Genomic DNA, 15,018 nt, shown 5'->3' on the forward strand with positions numbered 1-15,018 from the left:
GCGGTGCTCAGGGCCGGCTGTGGATCACGGGTCCCTTGAACACCACCGGGCCGCTGGGCCCGTCGGCACTGGGCGAGCCGCCGGCCGGTTCGATGCTGGCGGCCAGCGCTGGCACCGCCGTTGGCGGCTGCGCCAGCGCCAGCCGCGCTTGCGGCACACGGCCGATCAGGCCCAGGGACTGTGGCTTGCCGCCTGCCGGCAGCGCCCACAGCTGCAATACCTGCCGATCGTTCAGCTTCAGGTGATCCAGCCGGCGCACCACAAGCTCGCCGCTGGCTGCATTCCATGACACCAGCATGGCCGGCTGCGCGCGGTCGTCGTTGAGTACGGCGATGACGTCGGCGGGCGCCGCCTCGCGCTGGTGCGCCAAGTACATGCCGATGCCGATGGCCAGCACCGCCACCACCGCCATCGCCGCCGCGGTGCCGCGCCAGAACACCGGCGCCGACCACAGGCGCTGCCACCAGCCGCCGGCGGCGGGGCCAGCGGCGCGGGGTGCGGCCAGCGAACGGCGCTCCTCGGCCGCCTTCCAGCCAAGCCGTTCCTCGATCCCGCACCAGACCTTGTCGACCGGCTCGGCCGCCGCCTGCAATTCGGCCACGCCGGCAAGGCGCGCCTGCCAGCGGTGGATCGCCGCGCGCACCGCCGGCTCTTCATGCGCCAGCCGCTCCAGGCGCCGGCGCGCGCCGCCGCGCAGTACGCCCAGCGCGTACTGGGCCGCGATCCGGTCGAGCAGGTCGGGATGGCTGGCCAGCTTCATGCCGCGCCCTCCATGCAGCTGCGCAGCCGCTCCAGCCCGCGCCGGATCCATGACTTGACCGTGCCCAACGGCGCGCGCAGGCGCTCGGCCAGCTCGGCGTGGCTGAGGTCCTGCAGGTAGGCCAGCATGATGGCCTGGCGCTGGGACTGCTCCAGCCGCTGCAGGCAGCGGTTGAGCGCGCGCGCCTGCTGGCTGGCCTCGGCCAGTTCGGCGGGCCCGGCGGCGTCGTCGGCCAGCCATTCGGCCAGGTCCTGCTCCGGCTCGGCAGTCTGCGGCACGCGCGCCGCCGCCGCGCGGCGCAGGCAGTCGAGCGCGCGGTTGCGCACGATCGCGGTCATCCACGTCATCGGCGCGGCCAGCTGCGGCCGGTAGTCGCCGGCGTGGTGCCAGATGCTGACAAAGCTTTCCTGCACGACGTCCTCCGCCCAATCGCGCCTGCCGGTAATACGCAGCGCAAGGCCAAACAGTTTCGTTGCGGTGAGGTCGTAGAGTGCGCGCAGTGCCTGGCGCTCGCCGACGGCGACGGCCTGCAGCAGTCCCTCCAGCCGGTCGGGGCTGGCGGGCGCGGCATAGGACGGCTGCGGGGAGGGCGGCACCGGGACGGATCCTTGCAAGGAGGCTTTGCCGGATTATAGGTAGGGCCGCATCCAAACGCCCGGCAGCTGCGTAGATGTCGACAGGCGCAAGCCAGGCACCCCGTACCAGGGGCACCACGTTGTCATCCCTCACAGGAGCACACCATGGACCGCATCTACCAGACGCCGGCGCGCGAGCCCGGCTCCATCGTCACGCCGCCGGACGCGCGCCGGCGCGGGCTGCTCAAGGCGCCCGGCCTGTTCGCGCTCGGCTCGCTGGCCGTCATCACGCTCGGCGAATCGATGCCGGCGTGGGCGCAGACGCAATCGGGCAGCACCAAGGACGACATCAATATCCTCAATACCGCGCTGGGGCTTGAATACCAGGCGATTGCCGCCTACCAGGTCGGCGCCGAGAGCGGGCTGCTGCAGAAACCGGTGCTGGCCACCGCGGTCAAGTTCCAGGACCACCACAAGGCGCATGCGCAGGTGCTGGCGGGGACCGTGTCGAAGCTCGGCGGCACGCCGGTGGTGGCGAAGAAGACGTCGGCGTATGAGTTTCCGACTGACAAGCTGAAGACGCAGGCCGATGTGCTGCGCTTTGCTGCGGGGCTGGAGAAGGGCGCGACCGCCGGCTACCTGGGCGTGCTGCCGAACTTCTACAACCGCGAGCTGACGCGCGCCGCCGGCAGCATCCTTGGCGACGAGGCGATGCACTGGGCGGTGCTGCTGCACGCGCTGGGTGAAGATCCGGTGCCGGGAGCGTTTGTGGGGTGAGGCGGCGGTCGAATCTCGCCGAGGGTTTGCTCCCCTCTCCCGCTTGCGGGAGAGGGGCGGGGGAGAGGGCAGGCGGTGGCAGAACTGCAGGGTTTCAAATCTCCGCAGCAGCCGGTAGTGGCGATCCGGGCGGCGTCATGCTGGCAAGCGCCTGCCCTCTCCCCCGACCCCTCTCCCATAAATGGGAGAGGGGAGCCAACCGGCAGCCCTGTCAAGCGCACAAGGACGCTCAACCCGTATTGCGCAACCCCGCCGCCACCCCATTGATGGTCAGGTGAATCCCGCGCCGTACGCGGATGTCATCGCCGTCCTTGCCCGAGCGGAAGCGCTTGAGCAGCTCCACCTGCAAGTGGTTGAGCGGGTCGAGATACGCAAAGCGGTTCTTGATCGAGCGCGCCAGCAGCGGGTTGTCCGCCAGCCGTTCCTGGTGGCCGGTGATCAGCGCCAGCATGTCGCAGGTCAGGTGCCATTCCTTGCTGATGCGGTTGAACACGTTGCGGCGCAGCGCGGCGTCGTCGCACAGCTGGGCGTAGCGCGAGGCCACCGCCAGGTCGGTCTTGGCCAGCACCATGTCCATGTTGGACAGCAGCGTCGAGAAAAACGGCCAGGTCTTGACCATGCGCCGCAGCGTGGTGACCGCCTGCTTGCGCGCCTTGTCGTCCGGCGCGCTGTCGAGCAGCGAGCGCACCGCGCTGCCGAAGCCGTACCAGCCCGGCAGCAGCAGGCGGCACTGGCCCCACGAGAAGCCCCAAGGGATCGCGCGCAGGTCTTCGATGCGGCGGTTCTTCTTGTCCATCAGCTTGCGCGAGGCCGGTCGCGAACCCAGGTTCAGGTCGGCGATCTCGGTGATCGGCGTGGTGGCGAAGAAGTAGTCCTTGAAGCCGGGGGTTTCGTAGACCAGGTCGCGATAAGCGGTGTAGGCGCGATCCGACAGCTGCTGCATCACGGCCTCGAAGGTATCCAGATCCTTGGGCGCGTTCTGCTGCGGCAGCAGCGAAGCCTCCAGCGTCGCGGCGACCACCGTTTCCAGGTTGCGCCGGCCGATCTCGGCATTGGCGAACTTGCTGTTGATGATCTCGCCCTGTTCGGTCAGGCGGATCTGGCCGTTGACCGTGCCCGGCGGCTGCGACAGGATGGCCTGGTAGGTCGGGCCGCCGCCGCGGCCGACGGTGCCGCCGCGGCCGTGGAACAGGCGCAGCTTGACGTTGCGCTGCTCGAACAGCTGCACCAGCTCCAGCTCGGCCTTGTACAGCTCCCAGGTGGAGGTCAGGAAGCCGCCGTCCTTGTTCGAGTCCGAGTAGCCGAGCATCACCTCCTGCTCGACCCCATGGTGCGCGAGCACCGCATCGAAGCCCGGCAGGTCCAGCAGCGACTGCATGATGCCGGCGGCGTTGCGCAAGTCTTCGATGGTCTCGAACAGCGGGATCACCATCAGCTCCATGCGCGCCGGGTCGGTCTTGCTGCCGAGCGTGCCCTGCAGCATGCCGGATTCCTTCTGCAGCAGCATCACTTCGACCAGGTCCGACAGCGTCTCGGTGTGCGAGATGATGTAGTTGCGCGCGACGCGCTTGCCATAGCGCGCACGCAGCTCGCGCGCGGCGGCGAAGATGGCCAGTTCCTTGCGGGTCTGCTCGGAGTACTGGTGCCACGGCAGCGTCAGCAGGCGCGGCTGGCGCAGTTCGGCCAGCAGCAGTTCCAGCTTGCGCTGCTCGGGCAGCGCGGCGTAGTCGGGGGCGATGCCGGCGGCGGCGAACAGTTCGGCGATGACCGCCTCGTGCACGTCGGAGACCTGGCGCATGTCGACCGAGGCCAGGTGGAAGCCGAACACGGCGATGGCGCGGGCCAGCGCGTCGATGCGGTGGCTGGCCAGGGCCTGGCCGTGGTGCGCGCGCAGCGAATCGATCACCACCTGGATGTCGGCGCCGAAGGCCTCGGCGCTGTCATAGGGCTCGGCCGGCGCCACCGGGCGGCGGGTCGCGGTATGTCCACTCAGCGCCTTGCAGGTGGCGGCCAGGCGCGCATAGATGCCGATCAGCGCGCGCCGGTAGGGCTCGTCGGCGCGGTGCTCGGAATGGTCGGGCGAGCGCTCGGCCAGCGCCAGCAGCTCCGGGCTGGCATCGACCATCAGCATCGACATCGACAGCTCGGCACCCAGCGCGTGCACTTCCTCCAGGTACCAGTCCAGGATCAGCTGCGCCTGCTGGCTGGCGGCATGCTCCAGGGTCTCGGCGGTCACGTTGGGGTTGCCGTCGCGGTCGCCGCCGATCCAGGAACCCATCTGCAGGAACGGCGCCAGCGGCGCGGCCTGCGTGCCCGGGGCGCCGGAGGCGCCCTTGCGCTTGCGCGTCGCGGGGAACACCGCGGCGATGTCTTCTTCCAGCTCGCTCATCAGCTGCGGGATGCCGCGCAGGAAGGTGGTGCGGTAGTACGACAGCGCGTTCTCGATCTCGTCGGCCACCGTCAGGCGCGCGTCGCGCAGCATGCGGGTCTGCCACAGCGTGGTGACCTTGGCGCGCAGCTGCGCGGTGTTGTGCTCGCGCTCGCGCGCGGTCATCGGCAAGTCGCGCTCGGCCAGCAGGCGGGCGATCTCGCGCTCGGCGTCGAGGATGCTCTTGCGCTGGACTTCGGTCGGGTGCGCGGTCAGAACCGGCACGATCAGCGCCTCGTCGAGGAACTTGCGCAGCTGCTTGCCGGTGACGCCGGCGGCGTCGATCTTTTCCAGCGCGTGCTGCAGGCTGCCGTCCTGCGGCGGCGAGCCGGCCAGCGCGTGCACGCGGCGGCGGCGGTTGTGGTGCTGGTCCTCGGCGATATTGGCCAGGTGCGAGAAATAGCTGAAGGCGCGCACCACCTGGTTGGTCTGGTCGCGCGACAGGCGCTTGAGCAGGCGGTCCAGTTCCGCGCCGGCGGCGCGGTCGTTCTCGCGGCGGAAGCGCACCGCGGTCTGGCGGATAGTTTCGACCACCTCGAAGGCGGCATCGCCTTCCTGCTCGCGCAGGCAGTCGCCCAGCAGGCGGCCCAGGAAGCGGATGTCGTCGCGCAGCGGCACGTCCTTATCGGTGGTGCGGGCGGTGCGGCGGGCAGGGGCGGCGGCGATGGTGGTTCCGTTGCTCGACACGATCGAAAGCCTTGGCTGGGGGGAGCGCTTGGCTGCGCGGGGGGCGGGGCGGGGCGCTTTGGCGCTGGTTACGCTGGTTGCGCCGCTTGCGTCACCTTTTGCGGCGGCCGAATCCTTGGCGGCCGCAGCGGTCTTCCGACCGTTGGGCCGCGCAGCATGCTGCGTCATGCAATCTCCTCTTGCTTCTCTAAGCTTATCTAATGGTGCGGAGGGGCGATTGGGGCGCGTGCTACCATTGACGCATGTCGTCCGCCACCCCGTCTTCCGCTACCGCTGTCGTGTCTCGCAACCTTCCGCAAAAGCTCGTCATTGCCTCCCGAGAGAGCCGTCTGGCGCTGTGGCAGGCAGAACATGTGCGTGCTGCATTGCAACAATACTATCCCGCGTGCGACGTGTCCATTCTTGGCATGACCACGCGCGGAGACCAGATTCTAGACCGTACGCTGTCGAAAGTCGGCGGCAAGGGTCTGTTTGTCAAAGAACTGGAGTTCGCGATGGACGAAGGCCGGGCCGACCTCGCGGTGCATTCGCTCAAGGATGTGCCGATGGAGCTGCCGCCGGGCTTCACCCTGGCCGCGGTGATGGAGCGCGAGGACCCGCGCGACGCGCTGGTGTCGTCCACGTATGCGTCGCTGGACGAGATGCCGGCCGGCACCGTGGTCGGCACTTCCAGCCTGCGCCGGGAGGCCGCTTTGCGCAGCCGCTACCCGCACCTGGTGGTCAAGCCGCTACGCGGCAACCTCGACACGCGCCTGGGCAAGCTCGATCGCGGCGAATATGGCGCCATCATCCTGGCCGCCGCGGGCCTGAAGCGGCTTGGACTGGGCCAACGCATCCGCGCACTGATCCCGGTCGAGGCTTCGCTGCCGGCCGCGGGGCAGGGCGCGCTGGGGATCGAGACCCTTTCCACCCGCCCCGAACTGGCCGAATGGCTGGCGCCGCTGAACCACCAGCCGACCGCGCTGGCCGTGACCGCCGAGCGCGCCGTGTCGCGCCGGCTGGGCGGCTCCTGCCAGGTCCCGCTGGCGGCGCACGCGCGCTGGGACGGCGACCAGCTGCGGCTGGAGACCTTCGTCGCCTTGCCCGACGGCAGCCGCGCCATCCGCGCCGCGGCGACGGGCCCGGCCGCCGACCTGGCTGCCGCCGAAGCGCTCGGACAGGCCTGCGCGAGCGACCTGCTGGCGCAGGGCGCCGAGTCGATCCTCGCCGCGCTGGCCGATTCAGGCGACGCCGCTGCGCCATCTCCCGCCTGAGGCTGCCCGATGCCCCGCCCGACCGTCGTTGTGACACGACCCGCCGGGCAGTCCCGGCAACTGACCGAGGCCCTGCAGGGCGCCGGTCTGGATGTACTCAGCTTTCCGCTGCTGGCGATCAGCCCGGCCGCTGACGACGCGCCGCTGCGCGCGGCGCTGGCGCGGCTGGACACGTTTGCGCTGGTGGTGTTCGTCAGTCCCAATGCCATTGCCTTTGCGCTGGACGCGCTCGCCGGCGTGCAGGCCTCGGCCGTGGCGCGCTGGCCGGCTCAGGTCGCGGTGGCGGTGGTGGGTCCGGCCAGCGTCGCCGCTCTGGCCGAGCGCGGCATCGCCGCACCGGCGTATCGCGTGATCGCGCCCGCCGGCGCCAGCGGCAACGGGGCGGGCCATGACGATACGGTGCCCGATGCCGAGGCGTTGCGCTTCGATTCCGAGGCGCTGTGGGCGCAGCTCGATCCCGCCGCGCTGGCCGGCAAGCCGGTGCTGATCATCCGCGGCAACGGCGGGCGCGACTGGCTCGGCGACCGCCTGCGCGAGGCCGGCGCCCAGGTCGAAGCCGTCGAGGCCTACCAGCGCACGCTGCCTGAGCCGACCGCGATGCAATGGCAGGCCGTGCGCGACCACCTGCGTCCCGGCGCCGCCCCGCACGCGTGGCTGCTAACCAGTTCCGAGGCGGTGCGCAACCTCGATGTGCTGGCACGGCAGCATCTGTCGCCCCAGGAAGACGCTTCCCTGCGGCAGGTGCAGTGCATCGCGCCCCATGCGAGAATCGCCGAACAGGCGCTGGCGCTGGGCTTTGCCCATATACAGCGCGCCGCGCCGGGCGATGCCGGCCTGCTGGCGGCGTGCCTGCAGTGGGCCGATGCTTATGCTGGTCCTGCACCTGCCGGTCCTGCGCCATCGAGCCTGCCGACGCCGTCCGCACCGGCGGCCGCGAAGCCGGCCGAAGTCGCGGCCCCGCCGGCCGCCAGCGCGCCTGCCGCAGTCCCTGCAATGTCAACGAAGGTCGAACGCGTGACGCAAGAAACCACGTCCTCCTCCGCTACGCCGCCGCCCGGCGCCGCGTCTGTCCACACGGCGCAGTCCGCGCAAGCGGTGCCGCCGCAAGGCGCCGGCTCCGGCGCTGCCCGTCCCGCCGCGCGCCGCTCCGCCGCGCTATGGGCGCTGGTCGCCGTGCTGGTGGTGGCGACCGCCGGCGGCTTCTGGTGGCTGCAGCAGCGGGTCGACCACCTGACCGGCGAGCTGGCGCGCCGCCAGCAAAGCAATGACGCGCTGGTGCAGGAGTCGCGCGTGCTGACGCGCAACGCGCAGGACACAGTCAAGGAACTGCAGGCCAAGGTCGGCGCGCTCGAGAACCAGGTCGGCGAGACCCGCGACAAGCAGGTGGCGCTGGAGCAGGTCTACCAGGACCTGATGCGCAACCGCGACGACTGGGAAATCGCCGAAATCCAGCAGTTGCTGACCAGCGCCGGCCAGCAGTTGCAGCTGACCGGCAACGTGCAGGTCGCGCTGGCCGCGCTGCAGAGCGCCGACGCCCGCCTGGCGCGCACCGACAAGCCGCAATACAACCTGCTGCGCCGGGCCATCGCACGCGACGTGGCGCGCATGAAGGCGGTGCCCGACACCGACCTGACCGGCGCCGCGATAAAGCTGGACGAAGCCATCAACCAGGTCGACGCGCTGCCGCTGTTGTCCAGCGAACGCATGCTCGAGCGCAGCGAGGCCGATGCCCGCAAGGGCGCCGCCGCCAATGGTGGCAATGGTCCCCAGGGCGCCAGCGCGCCAGCCGCCGCCAGCGGCACCGGCCCAGGCTGGTTCACCCGCTTCTGGGACTACCTGCGCGAAGAGCTGGCGCAGGTGATCCGCATCCGCAAGGTCGACGATGCCGAGGCGCTGCTGCTGTCGGGCGACCAGGGCTGGTTCCTGCGCGAGAACGTCAAGCTGCGCCTGCTCAATGCGCGCCTGGCGCTGCTGTCGCGCAACGAGCCCGTGTTCCGCAACGACCTGGCCGCGGCGCAGGCGATGATCGGCCGCTATTTCGATACCAAGTCGCGCCGTGTGCAGGGCGTGCTGACGCTGCTGCGGCAGGCGCAGGCCGGCGCGGTCTCGGTGCAGCTGCCGACCATGGCCGAGAGCCTGGGCGCGCTGCAGGCCCTGAAGAAGGAGTAAGCCCATGCGCCTTCTGTTCTGGGTTGCGGTCCTGTTTGGCGGCGCCGTCGGGCTGGCCCTGTTCACGCAGTTTAACCACAGCAATGTGGTGCTGTTCTATCCGCCGTACCGCGTCGAGCTGTCGCTGAACCTGGCGCTGGCGCTGCTGCTGCTGATCTTCTTCGTGGTCTGGACGGTGATGTCCACCATCCGCCATCTGGCCGAGATGCCGCGCCGCGCCGCCGCCTACCGCGAGCGCAGCCGCATGAGCAAGGCCCAGGCGGCGCTGCGCGAGTCGATCGAGAACCTGTTCGCCGGCCGTTTCGCCCGCGCCGAGCGCTGCGCGCGCGAAGCCCAGTCGTGGCACGACCAGGCCCAGACCGCCGCGCTGATCGGCGCGCGCGCCGCCCACCGCATGCAGGAAACCGAGCGGCGCGACGCCTGGATGGCGCAGGTGACCGACCCCGAGCGCGAGCAGGCCCGGCTGGTGTCGATGGCCGAGCTGCTGGTCGATGCCCGCGACGCCGACGGCGCGCTGGAAACCATCGCCCAGCTGCAGTCGCAGGGCGCGCGCCAGATCCACGTGCAGCGCATCGCGCTGCGCGCGCACCAGCACCTGAAGAACTGGTCCGAGGTGCTGCGCCTGGCGCGCTCGCTGGAGAAGCGCAACGCGCTGCATCCGGTGCTGGCGCTGCGGCTCAAGCAGATGGCGGTCGAAGCCATGCTGGAAGAGCGCCGCCACGATGCCGAAGCGCTGTCGGAGTTCTGGCGCTCGCTGTCCGCCGACGAGCGCCGCGCCACCCGCATCGCCGAACCGGCCGCGCGCTACTTTGCCGCACTGGGCCGCCAGAACGAAGCCCGCCGCATCATCGAAGACGCGCTCAAGGTCAACTGGGACAGCCGCCTGGTGCTGCGCTATGCCGATTGCGCCGTGCCCGGCCATGCGCTGCCGCAGATCCAGCAGGCCGAGAAATGGCTGGCCGCGCATCCCGCTGACGCCGACCTGTATTACACGCTGGGGGTGCTGTGCCTGGGCGAGAAGCTGTGGGGCAAGGCCCAGTCCAGCTTCGAGCGCGCGCTCAAATATGCCGACCCCGACCAGCAGCGCCGCCTGCGCGTGCGTACGCACCTGGCGCTGGCGCGGCTGTTCGAGGAAACCGAGCGCTTCGAAGACGCGCAGCGCCACTATCGCGAAAGCGCGATGCTGGCCGCCTGAGCGGCACGGGGGCCGGCGCGTTCAGTCCTCCGCGCCGGCCCCCGTCACCTTCTGCTTCTCCACCTGCTTCACCACTTCATAGCGCCGCAGCGTTTGCTGGCGCGCCACGTCGTGCTGCACCAGCGGGCGCGGGTAGTTGCCGCCCAGCCGCACGCCGGCCTCGGCCAGCACGGCTTCCGGCGCGGTCCACGGCGCATGCAGGTACTTGTCCGGCAACGCCGCCAGTTGCGGCAGGTATTTGCGGATAAAGCGGCCCTGCGGATCAAACTTCTGCGATTGCGTCACCGGATTGAAGATGCGGAACCACGGCTGCGCGTCGCAGCCGGTGGACGCGGCCCATTGCCAGCCGCCGTTGTTGGCGGCCAAGTCGAAGTCATTGAGCTGGTCGGCAAAGTACTGCTCGCCGCGGCGCCAGTCGACGCCCAGGTCCTTCACCAGGAAGCTGGCTGTGACCATGCGCAGGCGGTTGTGCATATAGCCGCTTTGCCGGATCTGCAGCATCGCCGCGTCGATCAGCGGATAGCCGGTGGCGGCGTCGCACCAGGCGCGGAAATAGCGCTCGCCGGTGTCGCCATCCTGCCAGCGGATCGCGTCATAGGCCGGGTGGAAGGCCGCGCCGGCAGCGACGCGCGGATGGTGATGCAGGATCATGAAGTAGAAATCGCGCCAGATCAGCTCCGACAGCCAAACCGCGGCGCCCGCGCTGTCGGCGCCGCCGCGCAGCACGGCTGCGTGCGCCGTGCGCGCCAGCGTGCGGATCGAGATGGTGCCGAAGCGCAGGTGCACCGACAGGTAGCTGGGGCCGCGCAGGGCAGGGTAGTCGCGGCGGCGGCCGTAGTCGCCCATGCGCTCGGTGAATTCCTCGAACAAGGCCTGCGCACCGGATGCGCCGGTGGGCATTGCGATCTCGGCGAGGTTGCTGGCGTCGAATCCGAGCTGCGCGAGCGTCGGCACCGGCTGGCGGTACGCGGCGGGCACCGGGGCCAGCGCCTGCAAGTACGGGTCGACGGGATAGGGGCGCAAGTCGAACGGCTCCACGCTCCTGAGCCAGGCGTTCTTGTACGGCGTGAACACCGAGAACGGCTTGCCCTGGCCGTTCAGGATCTCGTCGCGCTCGAACACCGCCTGGTCCTTGAAGGTAAAGAGCGCGCAGGACTGTTCCGACAGCGCCTGGCGCACCGCTTCGTCGCGGGCGTTGGCGGCGGGCTCGTAGTCGTGGTTGGCGAAGACCGCCTCGGCTTCCAGGGTGTGCGCCAGCGCGGGGATGGCGGTCCGCGCGCGGTCGTGCAGCACGATCAGGCCGCCGCCGGCCGCGGCCAGTGTCCCGGCGAGTTCCATCAGTGATTCACGGATGAATTCGACCCGCCGGTCCGCCCGCAGCCCGCGCGCAAGCAGCGGGTCGAGGATGTCGCGGTCGAACACGAACACGCACCACACCTGCGCGCAGTGCCGCAAGGCATAATGCAGCGCCGCGTGGTCGGTGGCGCGCAGGTCGCGCCGGAACCAGACCAGCCCGCGCGCAAAGGTCTTGCCGATCCGGTATGGTGGCCGGGACGTAGCCGGGTTGGCTGTTGCCTGCATGTTCGCTTGCCTGTCTGACGGGTTTGCCGGGCCTGGACTGTTGCGGAACGCCGGGTCGATCGCGCCGATACCCTAACATAGCGGTACAAGAGCCGGCACGCCGGCCGCCATCCCTATTCTCTACAGAAGCTCATGACTCTCGACCGTATTCTTCAATCCCAGGGCTTTGGCACGCGCCGGTACTGCGGCGACCTGATCGCCGCCGGGCTGGTCGAGGTCAACGGCGAACTGTGCGAAGACCCGCGCGCGCAGTTCGAAGTGGACGGCCTGCGCCTGACCGTCGACGGCGAGGAATGGCTGGCCTGCACCAAGGCCTACCTGATGCTGAACAAGCCCGCCGGCTACGAATGCTCGCAGCGCCCGCGCCATCACCCCAGCGTCTACAACCTGCTGCCGGTGCCGCTGCGCCAGCGCGAGGTGCAGGCGGTGGGGCGGCTCGACCACGACACCACCGGCCTGCTGCTGCTGACCGACGATGGCCAGTTCATCCACGCCCAAACCTCGCCCAAGCGCAAGGTGCCCAAGGTCTATGAAGTGACCACCGCCGAGCCGGTCACGCCGGAGCAGGCCGAGGCGCTGCGCAACGGCGTGCAGCTGCTGGACGAACCGGCGCCGATCGCGGCGGAAGCCTGCGAGATCACCGGCGAACGCAGCCTGCGGCTGACGCTGGTGCAAGGCAAGTACCATCAGGTCAAGCGCATGGTCGCGGCCGCGGGCAACCACGTCGACGCGCTGCATCGCAGCGCCATCGGTGGCCTGCAGCTGGATCTGGCGCTGGCCGAAGGCGAATGGCGCTGGCTGACGGCCGGGGAACTGGCCGCGCTGACCGGCAAGGCGTAAGCCGGCCAGCGCTCGCGGCGCCTCGCGGAGCGCCCATTGCTGCACTGGAACGTCCGCCAATCTTTTCCGGAAGACCCCCGGCGATTTGATAAAATGCAAGGCATGGCGAAGCCCGAAGCACCCATCAATCTGACCAATCAGTTCCTGATTGCCATGCCCGGCATGGCAGATCCGACCTTTTCGGGTTCCGTCGTCTACATCTGCGAACACAACGAGCGTGGCGCGCTCGGGCTGGTGATCAACCGGCCCATCGACATCGACATGGCCACGCTGTTCGACAAGATCGACCTCAAGCTCGAGATCCAGCCCGTGGCGCATCAGCCCGTCTACTTCGGCGGCCCGGTGCAGACCGAGCGCGGTTTCGTGCTGCACGACCCGGTCGGCGTCTATGTCTCGTCGCTGGCCGTGCCCGGCGGGCTGGAGATGACCACCTCCAAGGACGTGCTGGAAGCCGTGGCCAATGGCAGCGGCCCGCACCGTTTCCTGCTGACGCTGGGATATTCCGGCTGGGGCGCCGGCCAGCTCGAGGAAGAACTCAGCCGCAACGGCTGGCTCACGGTCCAGGCCGATCCCGAGATCATCTTCAGCGTGCCGCCCGACGAGCGCTTTGCCGCCGCCATCCGGCTGCTGGGCATCGACTTCACCATGCTGTCCGGCGAGGCCGGGCATGCCTGATGCCGTGGGGCGTGAACTGCCCCGCGACGGCACGGTCCTGGCATTCGACTACGGCGAGAAAAAGATCGGCGTCGCGCTGGGCAACTTCATCACGCGCGAGGCGCGTGCCCTGACCATCGTTCCCAATATCACCGTCGAAGGCCGCTTCGAGGCCGTGGCCGCGCTGATCCAGGAGTGGAACCCGGTGCAGCTGATCGTCGGCATGCCGGTCAACCCCGAAGGCGGCGAGCAACCGTCGATGAAGCTGGCGCGGCGCTTCGGCAACCAGCTCAACGGCCGCTTCGGCCTGCCGGTGGAATGGGTGGACGAGCGCTATACCTCGCGCGCCGCGTCGATGGCCGGCGCCCGCCGCGGCGAACTCGATGCCGAGGCCGCGCGCATCATCCTGCAACAGTACTTCGACCAATTCCCGCTATGACGCAGATTCCCGTTCCCGACGCCGAGTCGCTGTACCGCAAGCTGCTGGACCAGGCGCAGGCGCTGATCCCCCAGGCCGAGCGCGCGCGCTGGTCGGTGGCCGGCATCCATTCCGGCGGGGCCTGGATTGCCGCGCGGCTGGCGGCGGACCTGCAGTTGCCCGAGCACGGCGTGATCAACGTCGCCTTCCATCGCGACGACTATGCCAAGAAGGGCCTGCACAGCCAGGCCCAGCCGACCACGCTGCCGTTTGCCGTGGACGAGCGCAACATCCTGCTGATCGACGACGTGCTGGCCACGGGCCGCACCATCCGCGCCGCCGTCAACGAGCTGTTCGACTACGGCCGCCCCGCGCGCGTGGCGCTGGGCGTGCTGGTCGACCGCGGCGGACGCCAGCTGCCGATCGCCGCCGACCTGTGCGCGGCCGAGATGGCGCTGCCGCCCGGCACGACCCTGGTGCTGTCGCGCCAGGGCGAAGGCGCCGCCGCGCAATTCACCTTCGCCACCGAACCCACCGATTCCGCCACCGGCTGAACCGGCACCGAGGGGCGCGCCCGGCGCGCCCGAACGCCGGAAAGCCCGAAAGCCTGCCCCGAGACCAGACCACCTCCCGTTTTTTGCCCGCGCCCGACCAGCCATGACCAAGACGTTCCGCAACCCGCAGCTCACCAAGAACGGCGAACTGAAGCACCTGCTGTCGATCGAGGGGTTGTCGCGTGACATGATCACGCACATCCTCGACACCGCCAGCCAGTTTGTCTCGCTGTCCGACTCTGACCGCGATGTCAAGAAGGTGCCGCTGCTGCGCGGCAAGAGCGTGTTCAACCTGTTCTTCGAGAACTCCACCCGCACCCGCACCACCTTCGAGATTGCTGCCAAGCGGCTGTCGGCGGACGTGCTGAACCTGAACATCAACGCCTCGTCGACCAGCAAGGGCGAGTCGCTGCTGGACACCATCAACAACCTGTCGGCGATGTCCGCCGACATGTTCGTGGTGCGCCATGCCAGCTCGGGCGCGCCTTACCTGATCGCCGAGCACGTCGCCCCGCACGTGCACGTGATCAACGCCGGCGACGGCCGCCATGCGCACCCGACGCAGGGCCTGCTGGACATGTACACCATCCGGCATTTCAAGAAGGACTTCACCAACCTGACGGTGGCCATCGTCGGCGACATCCTGCACTCGCGCGTGGCGCGTTCCGACATCCATGCGCTGACCACGCTGGGCGTTCCCGAGGTGCGCGCCATCGGCCCGCGCACGCTGCTGCCGTCCGGGCTGGAGCAGATGGGGGTGCGCGTGTTCCACAGCATGGAAGAGGGCCTCAAGGGCGTCGACGTGGTGATCATGCTGCGGCTGCAGAACGAGCGCATGAGCGGCGCGCTGCTACCCTCGGCGCAGGAATACTTCAAGGCCTACGGCCTCACGCCGGAGCGCCTGGCGCTGGCCAGGCCCGACGCCATCGTGATGCACCCGGGGCCGATGAACCGCGGCGTCGAGATCGACTCCGCCGTGGCCGATGGCTCCCAGTCGGTGATCCTGAACCAGGTGACCTTCGGCATCGCCGTGCGCATGGCGGTGATGGGCATCGTCGCCGGGAACAACGACTGATGCCGGCCAGCCCCACCTCGCACGCCAGCCAGAACACACCGAACCAGCCCAG

Annotated in this window: 13 protein-coding genes; 9 read left to right on the forward strand and 4 right to left on the reverse strand. The window is 69.6% G+C overall.

From position 1 onward, the window contains the following. Window positions 1-7 precede the first annotated feature (7 nt). A complete protein-coding gene (locus C7416_RS13190; protein WP_111519341.1) occupies window positions 8-760 on the reverse strand; it encodes an anti-sigma factor in 753 nt (250 codons plus the stop codon). Beyond that, complete coding sequence (locus tag C7416_RS13195) at window positions 757-1,356, reverse strand: RNA polymerase sigma factor (RefSeq protein ID WP_111519342.1); 600 nt, start codon at window positions 1,354-1,356, stop codon at window positions 757-759. The genes C7416_RS13190 and C7416_RS13195 overlap by 4 nt, the downstream gene beginning before the upstream one ends. 144 nt (window positions 1,357-1,500) lie before the next feature. On the opposite strand from C7416_RS13195, the gene C7416_RS13200 reads away from it, so the two are divergent. Further along, the gene (locus tag C7416_RS13200) at window positions 1,501-2,112 is read left to right on the forward strand and encodes a ferritin-like domain-containing protein (protein WP_111519343.1); all 612 of its coding nucleotides are present in this window, start codon (window positions 1,501-1,503) and stop codon (window positions 2,110-2,112) included. A 229-nt stretch (window positions 2,113-2,341) separates the two neighbouring features. Here the strand turns inward: C7416_RS13200 and ppc are convergent, their stop codons facing one another. Beyond that, complete coding sequence (ppc, locus tag C7416_RS13205; RefSeq protein ID WP_111519344.1) at window positions 2,342-5,395, reverse strand: phosphoenolpyruvate carboxylase; 3,054 nt, start codon at window positions 5,393-5,395, stop codon at window positions 2,342-2,344. Window positions 5,396-5,469: 74 nt separating this feature from the next. On the opposite strand from ppc, the gene hemC reads away from it, so the two are divergent. Genes hemC through C7416_RS13220 form a run of 3 tightly spaced genes read left to right on the forward strand, consistent with a single transcriptional unit; the run spans window position 5,470 to window position 9,844 of the window. Next, complete coding sequence (gene hemC / locus C7416_RS13210) at window positions 5,470-6,480, forward strand: hydroxymethylbilane synthase (protein WP_111519345.1); 1,011 nt, start codon at window positions 5,470-5,472, stop codon at window positions 6,478-6,480. Between the two features lie 9 nt (window positions 6,481-6,489). Continuing rightward, window positions 6,490-8,649 (forward strand): fused uroporphyrinogen-III synthase HemD/membrane protein HemX, encoded by a 2,160-nt coding sequence (gene hemDX, locus C7416_RS13215; protein WP_111519346.1) that lies wholly within the window; start codon window positions 6,490-6,492, stop codon window positions 8,647-8,649. A gap of 4 nt (window positions 8,650-8,653) precedes the next feature. Further along, window positions 8,654-9,844, forward strand: a complete 1,191-nt coding sequence (locus C7416_RS13220; RefSeq protein WP_111519347.1) for a heme biosynthesis protein HemY — start codon at window positions 8,654-8,656, stop codon at window positions 9,842-9,844. 21 nt (window positions 9,845-9,865) lie between these two features. Here the strand turns inward: C7416_RS13220 and C7416_RS13225 are convergent, their stop codons facing one another. Next, window positions 9,866-11,425: a cryptochrome/photolyase family protein gene (locus C7416_RS13225; RefSeq protein WP_111519348.1), complete on the reverse strand. Its 1,560-nt coding sequence runs from the start codon at window positions 11,423-11,425 to the stop codon at window positions 9,866-9,868. Between the two features lie 132 nt (window positions 11,426-11,557). On the opposite strand from C7416_RS13225, the gene C7416_RS13230 reads away from it, so the two are divergent. The 5 genes from C7416_RS13230 to C7416_RS13250 all read left to right on the forward strand — a co-directional run bounded on the left by C7416_RS13230 (window position 11,558) and on the right by C7416_RS13250 (window position 14,966). Further along, on the forward strand, window positions 11,558-12,265 hold the full coding sequence (locus C7416_RS13230) for a pseudouridine synthase (RefSeq protein ID WP_111519349.1): 708 nt from the start codon (window positions 11,558-11,560) through the stop codon (window positions 12,263-12,265). 102 nt (window positions 12,266-12,367) lie between these two features. Further along, window positions 12,368-12,940: a YqgE/AlgH family protein gene (locus C7416_RS13235; RefSeq protein ID WP_025583981.1), complete on the forward strand. Its 573-nt coding sequence runs from the start codon at window positions 12,368-12,370 to the stop codon at window positions 12,938-12,940. Next, window positions 12,933-13,358 (forward strand): Holliday junction resolvase RuvX, encoded by a 426-nt coding sequence (gene ruvX, locus C7416_RS13240; RefSeq protein WP_111519350.1) that lies wholly within the window; start codon window positions 12,933-12,935, stop codon window positions 13,356-13,358. Before C7416_RS13235 ends, ruvX begins: the two co-directional genes overlap by 8 nt. Beyond that, entirely contained in the window at window positions 13,355-13,891 is a 537-nt protein-coding gene (gene pyrR, locus C7416_RS13245; protein WP_111519351.1) for a bifunctional pyr operon transcriptional regulator/uracil phosphoribosyltransferase PyrR, read from the forward strand. Before ruvX ends, pyrR begins: the two co-directional genes overlap by 4 nt. A gap of 103 nt (window positions 13,892-13,994) precedes the next feature. After that, window positions 13,995-14,966: an aspartate carbamoyltransferase catalytic subunit gene (locus C7416_RS13250; protein ID WP_018008094.1), complete on the forward strand. Its 972-nt coding sequence runs from the start codon at window positions 13,995-13,997 to the stop codon at window positions 14,964-14,966. Window positions 14,967-15,018: the final 52 nt, after the last annotated feature.

It is taken from the genome of Cupriavidus phytorum (assembly GCF_003254285.1).
Lineage (GTDB): Bacteria > Pseudomonadota > Gammaproteobacteria > Burkholderiales > Burkholderiaceae > Cupriavidus > Cupriavidus phytorum.

Excerpts from the sequence above, each read along its gene's own strand:
- C7416_RS13190 (WP_111519341.1), bottom strand. The coding sequence starts at position 760 with ATGAAGCTGGCCAGCCATCCCGACCTGCTCGACCGGATCGCGGCCCAG.
- C7416_RS13200 (WP_111519343.1), top strand. The coding sequence starts at position 1,501 with ATGGACCGCATCTACCAGACGCCGGCGCGCGAGCCCGGCTCCATCGTC.
- ppc (WP_111519344.1), bottom strand. The coding sequence starts at position 5,395 with ATGACGCAGCATGCTGCGCGGCCCAACGGTCGGAAGACCGCTGCGGCC.
- hemC (WP_111519345.1), top strand. The coding sequence starts at position 5,470 with ATGTCGTCCGCCACCCCGTCTTCCGCTACCGCTGTCGTGTCTCGCAAC.
- hemDX (WP_111519346.1), top strand. The coding sequence starts at position 6,490 with ATGCCCCGCCCGACCGTCGTTGTGACACGACCCGCCGGGCAGTCCCGG.
- C7416_RS13220 (WP_111519347.1), top strand. The coding sequence starts at position 8,654 with ATGCGCCTTCTGTTCTGGGTTGCGGTCCTGTTTGGCGGCGCCGTCGGG.
- C7416_RS13225 (WP_111519348.1), bottom strand. The coding sequence starts at position 11,425 with ATGCAGGCAACAGCCAACCCGGCTACGTCCCGGCCACCATACCGGATC.
- C7416_RS13230 (WP_111519349.1), top strand. The coding sequence starts at position 11,558 with ATGACTCTCGACCGTATTCTTCAATCCCAGGGCTTTGGCACGCGCCGG.
- C7416_RS13235 (WP_025583981.1), top strand. The coding sequence starts at position 12,368 with ATGGCGAAGCCCGAAGCACCCATCAATCTGACCAATCAGTTCCTGATT.
- ruvX (WP_111519350.1), top strand. The coding sequence starts at position 12,933 with ATGCCTGATGCCGTGGGGCGTGAACTGCCCCGCGACGGCACGGTCCTG.
- pyrR (WP_111519351.1), top strand. The coding sequence starts at position 13,355 with ATGACGCAGATTCCCGTTCCCGACGCCGAGTCGCTGTACCGCAAGCTG.
- C7416_RS13250 (WP_018008094.1), top strand. The coding sequence starts at position 13,995 with ATGACCAAGACGTTCCGCAACCCGCAGCTCACCAAGAACGGCGAACTG.